The sequence below is a fragment of the Nonomuraea sp. NPDC050153 genome, from assembly GCF_044460125.1.
In the GTDB taxonomy this organism is placed as follows: Bacteria; Actinomycetota; Actinomycetes; order Streptosporangiales; family Streptosporangiaceae; genus Nonomuraea.
This window is the reverse complement of the sequence record NZ_JBITJQ010000040.1, coordinates 51,290-66,472: the sequence shown is the minus strand read 5'-3', so window position 1 is coordinate 66,472 and position 15,183 is coordinate 51,290. Positions and strand designations below refer to the sequence as shown.

The 15,183-nt window shown below is 70.4% G+C and carries 13 protein-coding genes; 5 read left to right on the top strand and 8 right to left on the bottom strand.

Annotated features, from left to right (window positions below; genetic code table 11):
* Both ACIBQ1_RS53040 and ACIBQ1_RS53035 read right to left on the bottom strand, forming a co-directional pair.
* A complete protein-coding gene (locus ACIBQ1_RS53040; RefSeq protein WP_397290125.1) occupies nt 1-1,242 on the bottom strand; it encodes an MFS transporter in 1,242 nt (413 codons plus the stop codon).
* A gap of 114 nt (nt 1,243-1,356) precedes the next feature.
* Complete coding sequence (locus ACIBQ1_RS53035; protein ID WP_397290123.1) at nt 1,357-2,379, bottom strand: hypothetical protein; 1,023 nt, start codon at nt 2,377-2,379, stop codon at nt 1,357-1,359.
* A 104-nt stretch (nt 2,380-2,483) separates the two neighbouring features.
* Between ACIBQ1_RS53035 and ACIBQ1_RS53030 the strand changes: the two genes are divergently transcribed.
* The 3 genes from ACIBQ1_RS53030 to ACIBQ1_RS53020 all read left to right on the top strand — a co-directional run bounded on the left by ACIBQ1_RS53030 (nt 2,484) and on the right by ACIBQ1_RS53020 (nt 5,325).
* Nucleotides 2,484-3,008, top strand: coding sequence for a SigE family RNA polymerase sigma factor (locus ACIBQ1_RS53030; protein WP_397290121.1), 525 nt, complete (start codon nt 2,484-2,486; stop codon nt 3,006-3,008).
* Complete coding sequence (locus ACIBQ1_RS53025) at nt 3,005-4,159, top strand: hypothetical protein (protein ID WP_397290119.1); 1,155 nt, start codon at nt 3,005-3,007, stop codon at nt 4,157-4,159. The genes ACIBQ1_RS53030 and ACIBQ1_RS53025 overlap by 4 nt, the downstream gene beginning before the upstream one ends.
* Before the next feature lie 197 nt (nt 4,160-4,356).
* Nucleotides 4,357-5,325 carry an aldo/keto reductase gene (locus tag ACIBQ1_RS53020; RefSeq protein WP_397290117.1) on the top strand — a complete coding sequence of 323 codons (969 nt, stop codon included), beginning with the start codon at nt 4,357-4,359 and terminating at the stop codon, nt 5,323-5,325.
* 95 nt (nt 5,326-5,420) lie between these two features.
* Here the strand turns inward: ACIBQ1_RS53020 and thpR are convergent, their stop codons facing one another.
* The 4 genes from thpR to ACIBQ1_RS53000 all read right to left on the bottom strand — a co-directional run bounded on the left by thpR (nt 5,421) and on the right by ACIBQ1_RS53000 (nt 9,361).
* Nucleotides 5,421-5,978 carry an RNA 2',3'-cyclic phosphodiesterase gene (thpR, locus tag ACIBQ1_RS53015; RefSeq protein WP_397290115.1) on the bottom strand — a complete coding sequence of 186 codons (558 nt, stop codon included), beginning with the start codon at nt 5,976-5,978 and terminating at the stop codon, nt 5,421-5,423.
* Nucleotides 5,979-6,029: 51 nt separating this feature from the next.
* On the bottom strand, nt 6,030-7,253 hold the full coding sequence (locus ACIBQ1_RS53010; protein WP_397290113.1) for an MFS transporter: 1,224 nt from the start codon (nt 7,251-7,253) through the stop codon (nt 6,030-6,032).
* 23 nt (nt 7,254-7,276) lie between these two features.
* Nucleotides 7,277-7,801: a MarR family winged helix-turn-helix transcriptional regulator gene (locus ACIBQ1_RS53005; protein WP_397290111.1), complete on the bottom strand. Its 525-nt coding sequence runs from the start codon at nt 7,799-7,801 to the stop codon at nt 7,277-7,279.
* A gap of 117 nt (nt 7,802-7,918) precedes the next feature.
* Nucleotides 7,919-9,361, bottom strand: coding sequence for an NCS2 family permease (locus tag ACIBQ1_RS53000; RefSeq protein WP_397290109.1), 1,443 nt, complete (start codon nt 9,359-9,361; stop codon nt 7,919-7,921).
* An 83-nt stretch (nt 9,362-9,444) separates the two neighbouring features.
* Here ACIBQ1_RS53000 and ACIBQ1_RS52995 point away from each other — a divergent pair, with 83 nt between their 5' ends.
* Nucleotides 9,445-9,648 (top strand): DUF2530 domain-containing protein, encoded by a 204-nt coding sequence (locus ACIBQ1_RS52995; RefSeq protein WP_397290107.1) that lies wholly within the window; start codon nt 9,445-9,447, stop codon nt 9,646-9,648.
* A gap of 99 nt (nt 9,649-9,747) precedes the next feature.
* Nucleotides 9,748-11,199 carry an alpha/beta hydrolase gene (locus ACIBQ1_RS52990; RefSeq protein ID WP_397290105.1) on the top strand — a complete coding sequence of 484 codons (1,452 nt, stop codon included), beginning with the start codon at nt 9,748-9,750 and terminating at the stop codon, nt 11,197-11,199.
* Between the two features lie 44 nt (nt 11,200-11,243).
* On the opposite strand, the gene ACIBQ1_RS52985 is transcribed toward ACIBQ1_RS52990, so the two are convergent.
* Together ACIBQ1_RS52985 and ACIBQ1_RS52980 are read right to left on the bottom strand one after the other, a co-directional pair.
* Nucleotides 11,244-14,276, bottom strand: coding sequence for a sacsin N-terminal ATP-binding-like domain-containing protein (locus ACIBQ1_RS52985; RefSeq protein WP_397290103.1), 3,033 nt, complete (start codon nt 14,274-14,276; stop codon nt 11,244-11,246).
* Nucleotides 14,277-14,332: 56 nt separating this feature from the next.
* Entirely contained in the window at nt 14,333-15,133 is an 801-nt protein-coding gene (locus ACIBQ1_RS52980) for a DUF3027 domain-containing protein (protein WP_397290101.1), read from the bottom strand.
* Nucleotides 15,134-15,183: the final 50 nt, after the last annotated feature.

The window sequence follows — 15,183 nt, the reverse complement described above, 5'->3', positions numbered from 1 at the left end:
TCATTCTCCTTTGGCGGTAACGGGGGCAGGGAGCACGGTCTTGGGGGGCTTGCCCGCCGGCCGGTCGAGGGTGATGCGTTCCAGGGCCCAGAGCACGACGGTCCCGGCCGACAGGGCGACGCCCAGGACGAACACGCCGGTCCAGCCGCCGCGCACCCAGACCACGGACGCCAGCGCGGACCCCACCGCGCCCCCGGCGAAGAAGACGGTCAGGAAGGCGGAGTTGATCCGGTTGCGGGCCTCGGGCCGCAGCGCGAAGAGGACGTTCTGGCTGCTGTTGAGCACCGCCTGATGCGCCAGGTCCAGCACGAGCACGCCGGCGAGCAGCCAGATCAGGGACTGCGCCCCCGCCGCGAGCGCGAGCCAGGACGCCACCAGCAGCACCGTCCCGGCACCGGTCACGACCTGTACGTATCCGCGGTCGGCCAGCCGCCCCGCCACCGTGGCGGTCAGCGCGCCCACGACGCCGACCAGCCCGAACAGGCCGATGGCCGACTCCGGCCAGTCGTACGGCGACCGCGACAGCAGGAAGGTCAGCGCCGTCCACAGCACGCTGAACGAGGCGAGGCTCAACGCGCCGATACCCGCCCGCCACCGCAGCAGCGGCTCGTGCCGGAACATCGCCACCGTCGAGCGCAGCAGTCCGAGGTAGGTCAGGCCTCCGCCGTCCCCGCCGAGCCGGGGCAGGAAGACGCGCAGCAGCACGGCCATCAGCGCCATCAGTGCCGCGTTCGCCCAGTAGACCGTCCGCCACCCGCCCAGCTCCGACAGCACGCCGGACGCGGTGCGCGCCAGCAGCAGCCCGAGCATCAGCCCGGTCATCACGGTGCCGACCACCCGGCCGCGCTCGGCCGGGCCCGCCAGCGTGGCCGCGAACGGCACCACGACCTGCGCCCCCACCGAGGCCAGCGCGGTCAGTGCGGCACCGGCCAGGAGCACCGTGCCGTTGGGAGCGGTGGCCGACACCAGCAGGAACACCGCGGTCGCCGCGTAGAGCGACACCGCCAGCCGCCGCCGCTCCACCAGATCGCCGAGCGGCACCAGCAGGATCAGCCCCAGCGCGTACCCGCCCTGCGCGGCCGTCACCACCAGCGCCGCCTGCGACGGCCCGAGTTCCAGCTCCCGGCCGATCAGGTCGAGCAGCGGCTGCGCGAAGTAGTTACCGGCGACCGCCAGCCCGGTCGCCACTGACATGAGCAGGAGCAGCCCGCGCGACAGGCGGCCGTCCGGATGAGGTCTCATCGCCGTCATGCCGACAGCCTCGGGGATGGGGGATCAATGAGTCCAACGCATGTTTTTCATCGGAACGATCGCGTTTCACGATTGATCCTCGATACGTACTCGACGGGGGCGGGGTCAGCGGGTGCGGCGGGCGATGAAGGTGATGGTGCCGACGGCGGTCGCGGCGGCGGCGACCCAGATCAGGATGTCCTTGATGCTTAACCCGGTCGCGCCCGCGTCGACGGCCGCCCGGGACGCCGCGCCCGCGTCCTGTGCGGGCGTCTGCGGCGCCGCCGACGTCGGGCTGGGGGTGGTGGCAGGACGGGCGGCCGCGGGAATCGTGACGCGGTAGACCGGGCTCTGGGCCCCCTCCGAGCCCGTGAGGAGGGACTTGCCGTCCGCGGTGTACGCGATCGACTCCGCCTGCTTCAGCTCCGGCATCGACACCCTGGTGATCATCTTGCCCGACGAGCTGTAGATGGTGGCGGAGAAGTAGGTGCGGACGACGTACGAGGAGCCGTCCGGGGCGTAGGCGGCGTCCGTGGCCATGAGGGGCGCGACGGCCACCTTGCGCAGGACGTTCGTCTTGTCGGTGCGGAGCTTCTTCGGCGCGGCGTAGACGGACCCCGCGAACTCCTTGGACACCACGTAGAGGCGGCCCGTCCGAGGGTTGATCATGATGCCTTCCGCGTTGCGGCCGCCGTCGGCGTAGCGGAAGCGGTAGCGGGTCGCGGGCAGGGTGGCGTCCTTGAGGGTCTGCGGCTCCACCACGCGGTAGATCGAGATGTCCGGCCAGGCCCCGTTCAGGTTGTCGCCGATGTCCGCGAACCACAGCGTGGCCTGCCCCGTGGCCGGGTCCTTGGTGGCGGCCATGGCCTCCCAGTCTCTCGCCTGGGCGCCTTGCACCTGGAAGGTGGCCCGCGTGCGCCCCTTGCCGTCCACGGCGTAGAAGGTGGGGCTGGCGGCGCTGTCGTTGTGCGTGTAATAGATGCCCTTGTGCGTCGGCGAGACGGCCAGCCCGCTGGACTCCGTGATCTTGGGGTCCTTGAAGGTGAAAAGCCTCTCCATCCCCTCGTCCGCCACCGCCGCACGGGCGGGAACAGCGAACAACGCGCAGGTGGCCATCGTCACGGCCCCCGCGGCGGCCAGCGCCCTCATCACTCCATCCCCCACTCCGACATCATGCCCCACGAGTCGCCCTCCAAGGCTGACCTCCAACGCCGCCGCTCGTGTCCGCGTTGATAGCGAGTGAAAGGAGACGCATGGACCCATATGAGGGCTTCAAGGAGTTCGTCCGCGGCCGCCAGCACGCGCTGATGCGCACCGCGTACCTGCTCACCGGCGACGCCCCGCAGGCCGAGGACCTGCTGCAGACCGTTCTGATGCGTACGGCCAGGCACTGGAGGAAGCTGGCGAAAGACGGCAATCCGGAGGCGTACGTACGCAGGGCGCTCGTCAACGAGCACATCTCCTGGCGGCGGCGCAGGCGTGCGGAGACGCTCACCGCGCTGCCGCCGGAGACCCAGGCCGGGCGCGACCCCGGGGACGAGAGCCTGCACCGGATGACGCTGCAGCAGGCCCTCATGCGCCTGACGCCGCGGCAACGGGCCGTGCTGGTGCTGCGGTACTACGAGGACCGCAGCATCGACGAGACCGCCGACCTGCTCGGCTGCTCGCCCGGCACGGTCAAGAGCCAGACCAGCCACGCGCTCGGCCGCTTACGCGTGCTCGCCCCCGAGCTGGCCGATCTGCTCCACGACGTCGATCCTGAGGAGGTCCACCGATGACCAGGTTCCGTGACGAGCTCCAGCTGATCGCCGCCCAGGCGCCCGAGGTCGATCTGGCCGAGCGGGTCGTACGGGGGGCGCGCAGGCGGAAGGCGGCGACGCTCGGCTCTGCGGTGGCGTCGCTGGTCGCGGCGGCGCTCACGGCCACCGTCCTGATCACCACCCCGAACGGCGCCTCGATGACCAGCGGCGAGATCGCGAACGTACTGCCCGCCTCCGGCGTGGATCCGGCCGCGTACGCGTACTACGACTTCTGCGGCAGGCAGTGGGACTACCGGAAGAACACCCACACCTTCGCCGGCCAGGAATGCGCCCAGTGGCGGCTGGTGACCCGCACCGGCGGGAGCTTCCGGATGCCCGAGGCGCTCAGCGTGTACACCGAGCAGGTCCCCGAGAACTACATGAACACCGGTGGCCCCCTGGCGATCTCCTCGGACGGGAAGCGGGTGGCGTACTACAGCGAGAAGGACCAGAAGTTCGCGGTCCGGGACCTGGCGGACGGCCGGATCTGGCTCACCCCGCAGACTGTCACGCGGGAGACGATGGTGAAGAACGGGACGCTACTGATCCTCTCCCCTGACGGGCGCTTTCTCGGCCTGCCGAGTCGGACGAACTCCGTGGTGGACATGGAGACGGGCCAGGTGGCCGAGATCCCCAAGGGGTGGCACGTGCGGCGGATCGGCAACGGCGGGAGCCCGGTCGTGGTCAGCGACGGCAAGGACCGGCTGGGGCTGTTCGACGACGGGAAGGTGACGCCATTGAACCAGACCTCGCCGCAGGTCGGCGAGCTGTCCGCGGACGGGCGGACGCTGGTCTATCTCGACGGCCAGGAGGTCAAGGACCACGTCGTGACCCACGACTTCGACACGATCGTCACGCTCGACCTCACCACCGGCAAGGTCCTGTCCAGGGCCAAGTTCACCGACGTCCCGGAGGGCTTCCGCTTCCCGCGGATCGGCGGCTGGCACAGCCCCACGGAAGTGGTGCTCAGCGACGTGCTGCGCGACATGTCCTGGGGGGGCAAGAAGGACGGTGTGCCCACGCTGGGCGAGGTCACGTACGCGATCGACGTCAACACCGGCCGGATCCGCAAGCTCGCCGAGTACACATACAAGGCCTGGTCGGGCGACCTCATCGTCCCGGGGTTCTAGCCGACGAGGACCTGCCCCACCTTGGCGCTGTGGCGGTGGAAGCCGGTGCCCTGGAGCACCACCAGGAGCCCGTTGGCCACCGCCACGGCGGCGCGAAGTAAAGCGATCATGAAGCGCGGATGACCGTCGGCGCTCCATTCAAGATCATGAACCTGGTGTATGGCCTGGAGTGCACTCCAGGTCTTTAGGGTTGAGTCATGGATTACGTCAACCTCGGACGCAGTGGCCTCCAGGTGAGTCCGCTCTGCCTCGGCACCATGAACTTCGGCCCCCTGACCTCGGAGGAAGACTCCTTCGCGATCATGGACCGGGCCCTGGAGCTGGGGATCAACTTCTTCGACACGGCCAACGTGTACGGCTGGAAGCTGGGCGAGGGCATCACCGAGCAGATCATCGGCCGGTGGTTCGCCCAGGGCGGCGGGCGCCGGGAGAAGACCGTCATCGCGACGAAGCTCAACGGCAAGATGAGCGACTGGCCCAACGACCAGAAGCTGTCCGCACTGAACATCCGCAGGGCCTGCGACGCCTCGCTGAAGCGGCTGCAGACCGACTACATCGACATCTACCAGGCGCACCACGTCGACCGGGACACCCCGTACGAGGAGTTCTGGGAGGCGATGGACGTCCTGCGCCAGCAGGGCAAGATCATTTACGTCGGGTCGTCCAACTTCGCCGGCTGGCACATCGCCAAGGCCCAGGAGGCGGCCGCCCGGCGCAACGTCAACGGCCTCATCAGCGAGCAGTCCCACTACAACCTGCTCACCCGCACGGTCGAGCTGGAAGTGCTGCCCGCGTGCGAGGACTACGGGCTCGGCGTGATCCCGTGGAGCCCGCTGGCCGGCGGCCTGCTCGGCGGCGTGCTGCGCAAGATCGACAAGGGCCGTTCGGCCTCCGAGCACATGGTCAAGCAGCTCGACAAGCACCGCGACAAGATCGAGCAGTACGAGAAGCTCTGCGACGAGCTGGGCGAGGACCCGGCGTACGTGGCCCTGGCCTGGCTGCTCAAGCAGCGGGCGGTGGCCGCGCCGATCATCGGCCCGCGCACCCTGGAGCAGCTCGAGGGCAGCCTGCGCACCCTGGAGATCGACCTCGACGAGGCCACGCTGGCCCGCATCGACGAGATCTTCCCCGGCCACAAGACGGCCCCGGAGGACTACGCCTGGTAGGTCAGCTCACCAGGGCGCCGATGACGACGATGAGCAGGAGCAGGCCGAGCACAATGGGCAGCAGCCAACTGCGAGGACGATCCACGGTCTGGAGCCTAGCTCTGCCCGGAGGGTGCCAGCGCCCATTCGGCGAGTGACTCGTACCTCACCTGGGGTCCTGCGTGACTTCGGACGAGACGGACCTGCTCCGCCCGCCACGGCGAGCCGCTGAACTCGGACAGCGACTCGACCAGCGGGCGCAGGTCCGTCTCCGTCTTGGCGCGGGCGAGCGTGAGATGCGGGTGGAACCGTTTCTCATCGGTCTGCGCGGCCCCGGCCCGCCGGGCGCCCGCCTTGACGGAGTCCGCCAGCCTGGTCATGGAGTCGCCCGTGACGCCCACCCAGAAGACCCTGGCCCGGCGGGCGGAGGAGAAGGCGCCGAAGCCGGCGAAGGCGAGGTCGAGGACGCTGTAGCGGCGTACGGCGCGGGACAGGCGCTCCTCCAGCTCGGGCAGCACCTGCTCGGGCACCTCGCCGAAGAAGCCCAGCGTGATGTGCCAGGTGGCGCGATCCGGCCAGCGCAGCCCCGGCACCTGCCCGACGTGCGGCGCGATGGCGCGCGAGATCTCGTCCAGGACCTCGTCGGGCGGCACCAGCGCCGCGAACAGCCTCATACGACTTGATTCTCCCCTGCCCGCGCGTCGCCCCGAGCCCCAGGGTGGGGCTCAGGCGACGGCGAGCGCGGGCTTCGCGACGCGGGCGCTGATCAGGCGCGTCACCAGCACCGCCAGCCCGGTGCCGACCAGCACCAGCACGCCGGACAGGATCACGCCCGCCCGCGGCCCGCCCAGCTCGGACAGCCAGCCGATCAGCGGCGCGCCCACGGGGGCCCCGCCGGTGAAGACCAGCATGTAGATCCCCATGACCCGGCCCCGCATGTCCGGCGACGTGGCGATCTGGACGCTGGCATTCGCGGCCGTGTTGATGGTGATCAGCGCGATCCCGGTCGGGATCAGCAGCAGCAGGTAGACGGGATAGAACGGGGCCAGCCCGGTGGCGATCTGGAAGAGCCCGAAGCCGAGCGCCCCGGCCATCAGCACCTTGCGTGACAGGCGTGCCCGGCGCGCCGCGAGCAGCGCGCCGCCGAGCGCGCCCACCGCGAACATGCTGGAGGCCAGCCCGAACGAGGACGCCCCGGCCTTGAACACCTCGCGGGCCATGAGCGCGATCGACATCGAGAACGACTGCGAGAACATCGACACGAACCCGATCAGCAGCACCGGCATGAGCAGCTCTTCGCGCTCGATCACGTACCGCAGCCCCTCGCGGAGCTGGCCCTTGGCCCTGGGCACGGGTTCGGTGGGGTTCAGCTCGGACTTGCGCATGAAGACCAGGCTGGAGATCACCGCGCCGAAGGTCGTCGCGTTGATCAGGAAGATGGGGCCCGTGCCGCCGAGCACGTAGATCAGCACACCGGCGAGCGCCGGGCCGACCACGCGAGCGAGGTTGAAGATGGAGCTGTTCAGCGCGATGGCGTTGGACAGGTCTCGCCGGCCGACCATCTCGACCACGAACGCCTGCCGCGTGGGCACCTCGACGCAGGAGATCAGGCCGAGCAGGAACGCCATCACGTACACGTGCCAGACCTGGGCCGAGCCCGTCATGGTGAGCACGCCGATGGTGAGGGCCAGGGTGGCCATGAGCGACTGGGCGGCGATGAGGATGGGCCGCTTGGGGTAGCGGTCGGCGAGCACGCCGCCGAACATCCCGAAGATCAGCATCGGCAGGAACTGCAGCGCGGTCGCCGTTCCGAGCGCCGCCGCGCTGCCGTGGGTGAGGTCGAGCACCAGCCAGTCCTGGGCGGTGCGCTGCAGCCAGGTGCCGACGTTGGAGACGATGCCACCGGCCGCGAACATGCGGTAGTTAGGAATCCTGAGCGACCGGAACATCCCGGTCTTGGGTTCTTCAGGCTCTATATCCTGCTGAGCTTCTCCAGAATCGGCGCCGCCTGCCGAAGCACCGACCGCTCCTCCGGCGAGAGCTCCTTCAGCCGCTGCGTCAGCCACGCCTCCTTGCGGCGTCGCTCCTCCTTCAGCAGCTTCTCGGCGGCCTCGGTGATCGTCACGGTCACCTGTCGCCGGTCGGTCGGGTGCGGGCTGCGCGAGACCAGGCCGCGCTCCTCGAGGGCGGCGATCACGCGCGTCATCGAGGGGGGCTGAACCTTCTCGAGCTCGGCCAATTCGCCGGGGGTTATCCCGGAATGCCGTGCCTGCTGATTGTCGCGCCCGCTTCTCTCCTCGTTGGCTCGTCCCTCGCTCTCTCGTCGAGAGCTCCTGCGCTCGATCTCGGCGAGCGTCGCGAACTGCGTGGGAGTCAGCGAGTGGGCTGCCGCCTGTCGTCGTAGGCGCCTGGTCAGCCTTGCCATTGAGACGCGCAGGGCTGAAGCCAGGCCTGCGTCGCTGCGCAGGTCCGTCTTGGGCTGGGTGTTGGTTAGCATGTGTCATTACCTTTGCTAACTATACGGCATGTCGAGAAATTTCCGAAAGCAAATATCTGGTACCTCCTTGGTACCTCGAAGCCGCCCCGCACGCGCAGGGCGGCTTCGGGGGCGTGCTCAGACGCCGAAGAGCACCCGGATCGGCCCGATCGCGAAGTACAGGACGAACAGGATCGTGACCCCCCACAGCAGCGGGTGGATCTCGCGCGCCTTGCCCCGCACGACCTTGATCAGCACGTAGCTGATGAAGCCGGCGCCGATGCCGTTGGAGATCGAGTACGTGAACGGCATGATCACGACGGTGAGGAACGCCGGGATCGCGACCTCGAAGTCGTCCCAGTCGATGTCGCGGATCGAGGTCATCATCAGGAAGCCGACCACGACCAGCGCGGGCGCGGCGGCCTCGTACGGGACGACCTTGACGAGCGGCGCGAAGAAGATCGCCACGAGGAACAGCAACCCGGTGACCACGCTGGCCAGACCGGTGCGCGCGCCCTCGCCGACGCCTGCGGCCGACTCGATGTAGGTGGTGTTGGAGGAGACGGAGCCCGCGCCGCCGGCCGCCGCGCCGATCGAGTCGACGAGCAGGATCTCCCTGGTACGCGGCAGCGTGCCGTCCTCCTGCACCAGGCCCGCCTGGCGGCCGACGCCCACGATGGTGCCCATGGTGTCGAAGAAGTCCGTGATGAGCAGGGTGAAGACGAACAGCACGGCCAGCAGCACCGAGATCCGGCTGAACGCGCCGAACGGGTCGAACTCCGTGAACAGCGTGAGCGGGTTGTGGAAGCCGAAGATCTCGTCGGGGACCTTCGGCACGTTCAGCTGCCAGCCCCCGGGGTTCTTGTCCGAGACCTGGCCGGACTTGGTGATCAGCTCCACCACGATCGCCAGCACGGTGGTGCCGACGATGCCGATCAGGATGGCGCCCTTGACCTTGCGCGCCACCATCACGGCAGTGACGAGCAGGCCGACCACGAACACGAAGATCGGCCACGAGGTCAGGGCGCCCCCGATGCCCATCTCCAGCGGCGGCCCGGCCGGCACCCGGCGCACGAACCCGGCGTCCACGAAGCCGATCAAGGCGATGAACAGGCCGATGCCCACGCTGATGGCGGTCTTGAGCTGGGCCGGGATGGCGTGGAAGACCGCCGTCCTGAGCCCGGTCAGCACCAGGACGGCGATGATGACGCCTTCGAGGAAGACCAGGCCCATGGCCTCTTCCCAGGTCATCACGCTGGCGATGTTGAAGGTGACGAAGGCGTTCAGGCCCAGGCCCGCCGCCATCGCGAACGGCACCCTGCCGACGACGCCCATGAGGATCGTCAGGATGCCCGCCACGAAAGCCGTCCCGGCGGCGACGAGCGCCACGTTGGGCGTCGTGCCGTCACCGATGACCTGCTTCTGCACGTCCGTGCCGTTGGCAATGATGATGGGGTTCAGCACCACGATGTAAGCCATGGTGAAGAACGTGGCCAGGCCGCCCCGCACCTCACGGGAGACGGTCGAGCCTCGTTGGGAGATTTGGAAGAAGCGGTCGATAGCGTTACGAGTGTCGCTCACGACGCGAACAGTGACAGTCGCGATGAGCTGGGAAAAGAGTCGGTGATGAGATCGAGACCCTATTGCAAGCTAGGCTGGACAACGTGAAGCAATGGCACCCCGATCCGGAGCCGATCAAGACCAACGACACGGCCGCCGTCGCGGTCGGCACCGCGGTGTGGGCCGTCGCGCTGATCGCTCTGCTGATCTTCCGTCCCGCTCCCGAGAACACGTGGTGGATCTGGACCTGCGTGACCGGGATCGGGTTCGGGCTCTTCGGCATGTGGTTCGTACGCCGCCCACGCTGACACTGACATTCGTCATCTATCGATCTCCGCCAAAGTCACGCGGATGTCGTGTTTCCACTCACTACTTCGGCGTATCCCGGCTTCAGCATGCTTGTCGGCATGAAGAAGGCCATAGTGACATTCCTCCTGCCCGCGGCGGTCCTCGCCGGATGTGGCACGGCTGACCGGCCCGCACGGGAGCAGGGCACGGTCGCCTGGGGCAAGTGCACCGACCTCATCGACGAGACGGGCAAGCCGATCGCCGCCGGCCGCGGCGTCGAATGCGGCACGATCAAGGTCCCGCTCGACCACGCCAAGCCGGACGGCGACAAGATCGACCTCGCGCTCATCCGCGTCAAGGCCACCGGCGACCGCCGCGGCTCGCTGGTCTTCAACTTCGGCGGACCCGGCGCTTCGGGCGTGGACGCACTGGCGCAGATGGCCCAGTTATTCGCGAGCCTTGGCACTCGCTACGACCTGGTCAGCTTCGACCCGAGAGGCGTCGAGCGCAGCGCCGGCGTCAAGTGCGGCAGCCGCCTCGACAAGTTCCTCGGCGCGGGGCCGGAGGCCGACGCCGAACGGCTGACCAAGGAGTACGTGGCGGCGTGCCGAAAGGACTCGGGCAAGGTCCTGCCGTATGTCGGCACCGTGAACGCCGCCAAGGACCTTGACCTGCTCAGGGTCGCGCTCGGCGACAAGAAGCTCGACTACTTCGGCATCTCGTACGGCACGCACCTCGGCGGCGTGTACGCCGCCCACTTCCCCAAGAACGTCGGCCGCTTCGTTCTGGACAGCCCCATCGACCCCAGGGTCACCTGGGCGGAACGGACGGTGACCCAGGCAGAGGGGTTCTACCAGTCGTTCAAGGCGTTCGCCAAGGACTGCGTGGCGCAGGGCTGCGACCTGGGAGCCGACCCGGCCGCCGTGGAACAGAGGGTGAAGACCCTGTTCGACGGGCTCAGGACCAAGCCGCTGAAGGCGGGTGACCGGGAGCTCACTTTCGGGCTGGCCCAGCTCGGCCTCATCACCCCGCTGTATACCAAGGATGGCTGGCCGTCGCTGGAGGAGGGTCTGGCGGCAGCGGTCAAGGGGGACGGCAACATGCTGCTCACGTTCGCGGACTTGTACACGGGTCGCAAAGCGGACGGGACGTACACGACCTCGATGACGAGCCAGCAGGCGATCGACTGCGCCGACACCGCCGAACGACCCACCGCGGCCGAGGCCGCCAAGACCAACGAGCGGGTAGAGAAGATCTTCTCGCCGATGTCAGGCGAGGACTCGGCTCTCCCCCCTTGCGCCCTCTGGCCGGTCAAGGGGGACAAAGCGGCCGAGCGCATCGACGCCTCCGGCTCGGGACCCATCGTGGTGGTCGGCGGCAAGGGCGACCCTGCCACGCCGTACAAGTGGGCGACGCGGTTCACCGACCAGCTCAAGACGGGCGTCCTGATCACCTACGAGGGTGAGGGGCACGGGTCGTACGCGACGGGCAACGGCTGCATCATGGATGCGGTGGACGCGTACCTGCTGGACGGCAAGGTGCCCGCCAAGTCCACCTCCTGCGCGGCCTGACCCTCAGGGGGAGGCACCCCGTGGTGCCTCCCCCCGAGCGGCCGTCAGGACAGGTCGGCCTCGGCGAGCAGGAGGGGCACCGACTCCGGGTCACGCAGCAGCGCGGCCACCGCCAGCCGGTCGTTCCACTGGCCCGTCGCCCAGGCCAGGCCGCGGGCGAGCCCGTCGAGACCCGTGCAGTGGACCAGGCCGTCGAAGAAGCGCCACGTGCACTCCACCCCGTCCACCAGCAGCTTCTCGTGCTCCACGTAGACGGCGGGCGCCGTGGGCAGCAGCGCCTGCACCTCCGGGGGCACCGGGCGCTCCTGGCCCTGCGAGGTGACCTCCCCGGAGGTCAGCTCCCCGGCCAGCGGCAGGTCGAGCAGCTCGGACAACGACTCGGCCAGGTCGTAAGGTGCCAGCACCAGCGGCCGGTCCGCCACGAGCTGCAGCAGGTCGGGCGCCTCCACCACCACGGCCTCGTCCGCGGCGGCCACCATGATGGAGCCCGCCCGGACGGCGCGGATCCGGGACGGCGGCGCCACCCGGGACGGGTCCACGCCCGCCAGCGCGATCCACAGGGCGCGGAGCTGCGCGCGGTCCACCTCGATGCCCGGGTCGGCCATCAGGTCCAGGAGCTCCTCCGGGCCGCCGTGGGAGGCCAGCAGCTCGGGCAGCGTCGTGCGCACCCCGAGCATCGACAGCGCCGCCTCGTCGACCCCCGCGGGCGCGTCGGCGTACAGGCCCTGAAGCAGCGGGTCGGCCCCCGGGAGCCGCAGCTCCAGCGGCTTGCGGCCGTCGAGCACCGGGTGGTTGGCCAGCCACCACGCCGTGTAGGACGGCACCTCCACGCCGGCCACGCGCAGCGGGTGGAGGGCGGCCCGCAAGGGCGGGCGGCTCAGCAGCTCAAGGGCGGCCGGCCAGTCGGCCACCAGCTCAAGGTCGCGCACCGCCAGGAACTCCGGCACCATGGGCGGCACGCCCAGCTCGGGCAGCAGGTCGAGCACGTGGTCGAGCCAGTCGTCCTCGCCGTCGAGGTCGTGGTCGCAGTCGTCCTGGTCGAGCAGCACGTCCGCCTCGTGGACCGTCGCGAACCCGTCGAGCACCCCCGCCGCCGCGAGCACCCGCGCGCCGTATTCCTCCTCCAGCTCGGAGGCGGCCACCCCGAGGTGCGTGCCGGGCTCCAGGAGCCCCGCCAGCGCCCCGTCGGCCAGCATGAGCTCGCCGGCCGGGTAGAGCTCGCCGTCGGTGCCGCGCAGAGCCAGCTCGGCCAGCCACGGCGCCTCGCCGGGCACCAGCCCCGAGGCGCCCACCAGCGACAGCACGGCCCGCGCGACCGGCTCCGGGTCGGGGCTGTCGAGCGACTGCGAGACGGCGGCCTTGGTCAGCGGGTCTTCGAGGATCGTGCGGGGCGTGGCCTCGGCCGCGCCCAGCCTGAGCAGCGCGGGGTGGGCCGCCTCGGGGTGCACGATGCGCAGCCCCAGCGGGCTGAGGTCCAGCTCGGCCCCGCCGTCGGTGAGGATCAGCGTGCCGCGCGGCCCGCGCACCAGCCGGCCGTCGGTCAGCGGCACCGGCAGGGCGCCCAGCGACTCGGGATCGTCGGCGGGCAGCACCTCGTAGAGCGAGCGCCACCACGACGGCTCGCGGGCCTCCACGGCCTCGCCGGACAGCAGATCGATCACGTCGGCCAGCTCGACCTTGCGCACGCCCAGCGCGGCCATGGCCGGGTGCCTGGCGGGCCACCCGGCGGGCACCAGCCCCGGCACGAAGTCGGCGACCGCCGCGAGCAGCTCGCCGGAGCCGGCGGCCACCACGGCCGCCTCCCGGCCCGCGACCACCCACCCGTCGTCCTCGGGCTCGCGCGCGGGGTGCTCGACCTGCCACTCCGCGTCGGGCTCGTAGACCTCCGCGTCGGCGAAGGACGGGGTCTGCACGGCGGGCGCGGGCGCGGACAGCGCCGGGAGCAGCGGCGTCACGGGCAGCCTGGTCAGCACGGCCCGGCGGATCCTGGCGTCCAGCTCGCCCTTGCCCATCAGGGACGGCACCAGGTCGAGCAGTTTGGGCGTGCGCGGCAGCTCCCGGAGCAGCCGGACATAGGCGTCGGCCACCCGCTCGACCAGGAAGTCGGTCAGCGGCCCCTTGGCGAAGTGGCGCCGGTCGGTGGCCATCGGGAACGACGCGATCAGCAGCGCGGGCAGGTCGAGCGGCTCGTCGCTGGGCGTCGGCGCGTGCACGACCGGCGGCACCGCGGCGGGCAGCGGGCCAGGCTCGCCGGTGCCGGTGAGAGGTACCGCCCAGCGCAGCGACCAGTAGGGGCGGGCGCGCTCCTCGGTGGGCCGGTCGGCGAAGAGCCGGCTCACCTCCTCGGCCGTGAACTCCCCCGACTCCGAGACGACATGCCAGCCGTCGGCGACCACCGTGCGGACCGACCCGTCGAGGTCGATCTCGATGGCCTCCAGCGCGGGCATGCCCAGCAGCAGCGCCGGGCTGGTCTCGGCGAGCATGCGGCGGACCACGTCGACGCCGGCCGCGTCGCGCAGCGGCAGGCGTACGACCGTGTCGAAACCCTCGGGCACGTCGAGCGGCGGCGCGTCGAACGGCAGCCGCAGCAGCGGGACGTGCCCCGAACGGTCGGCCAGCTCGCTCGCGAGCGCGGGGATCTCCGCCACGGCGGCCGCGGTCTCCGTGCGCGACCAGCGGACCGCGCCGCTGCCGCGCGAGCAGACGGCGGGCTCGTCGCAGACCGACACCACCGCGGCGAACCCGACGCCGAACCGCCCCGCCGCGCCCACCTCGTCGCGCTTGCCGGAGACGCGCAACGTCGACAGGCCCTCCACGCCGGTGGCGTCGAGGGGGGCGCCGGTGTTGGCGGCCGTCAGCACGTCGCCCGTGAGCGTCAGCCGCAGCACCCCCGGCACACCAGCTCGCAAGGCCGCGTCGGCGGCGTTCTGGGCGAGCTCGACGATCAGTCGGTCCCGGTAGCCGCCGAGCGCGAAGTCCTCTTCGGCGTTGGCGTCTTCGCGGAACCTCGCGGGCGAGGCCGTCCACGCGGAGAGGACGGCGGCTCGCATCCGGTCAGTGCCATAGGTGTCGGTCATCGATCACGATCCTGGTAGAGGGGTAACGGCCACGCGTAGGTTAGCGGCCGGCTCTGTCAGGAATGGCCGAGTTCTTCGGAGGCCGACTCGTCGACCGAGCCCGCCTCTTCCTCCATCAGGTCATAGCCCAGGTCGTCGAGGATCGGCATGGCCTGCTCGACGGTGGGCGGCAGGACGGCGGCCTCGGAGTGGGCGCCGCAGCCGTGGTCGGCGGCGACGACCTTGCCGTCGTCGGGCGCGTACTCATTGGCGCAGACCCCGAACGTCTGCCGCAAGCCACCCGCCAGCGGCCAGTAGAAGCCGCAGGTGGAACATTGCGCGGGAGCGGCGTGTGCGATCGGAGTGTGCGGCCCGTGCTCGCCCGAGTGCCAGCGTCTGGCCGCCCGGTCCTTGCCAATGGCCGAGAGCACACGGGCCCGGCCCAGGCCGTACTCGAAAACCGCCTGTTGGTCGCCGTCGTCGTCGGTCTCGGTGAAGCCCGGCGCGAGCCTGTCGTCGTCCTCAGGGGTCGGCAACAGGTCGCCCACACCGAGGTCGCCGGGGCGCAGGCGCTCGCTCCACGGCAGCCACTCGGGCGCCAGCAGCGCCCCCGTGCCGGGCAGCAGGACGGCCTCGCTGACCGTGACGATCTTCGCCCGCGAGGCGCGCGTGACGGTGACGGCCCAGCGCCAGCCGCGGTAGGCCCGGTCGAGGCACGCGAAGTAGTGGGTGACGATCCGGTCGCCCTCGCTCTCGAAACCGAGGTGCTCGCCGGGCTCGCCCGGACGCGCGAGCTCCTCGGCCGCGCTGCGCGCCAGATCGACCGCGGCGACACAGGCCTGGTCGGGAGCGGAGACGCGGGCCCGGGTGCGGCTCATGGGGCGCCCTCCGCCGAAAGGTGCTGTTCGCTCACACTTCATTCTCACCC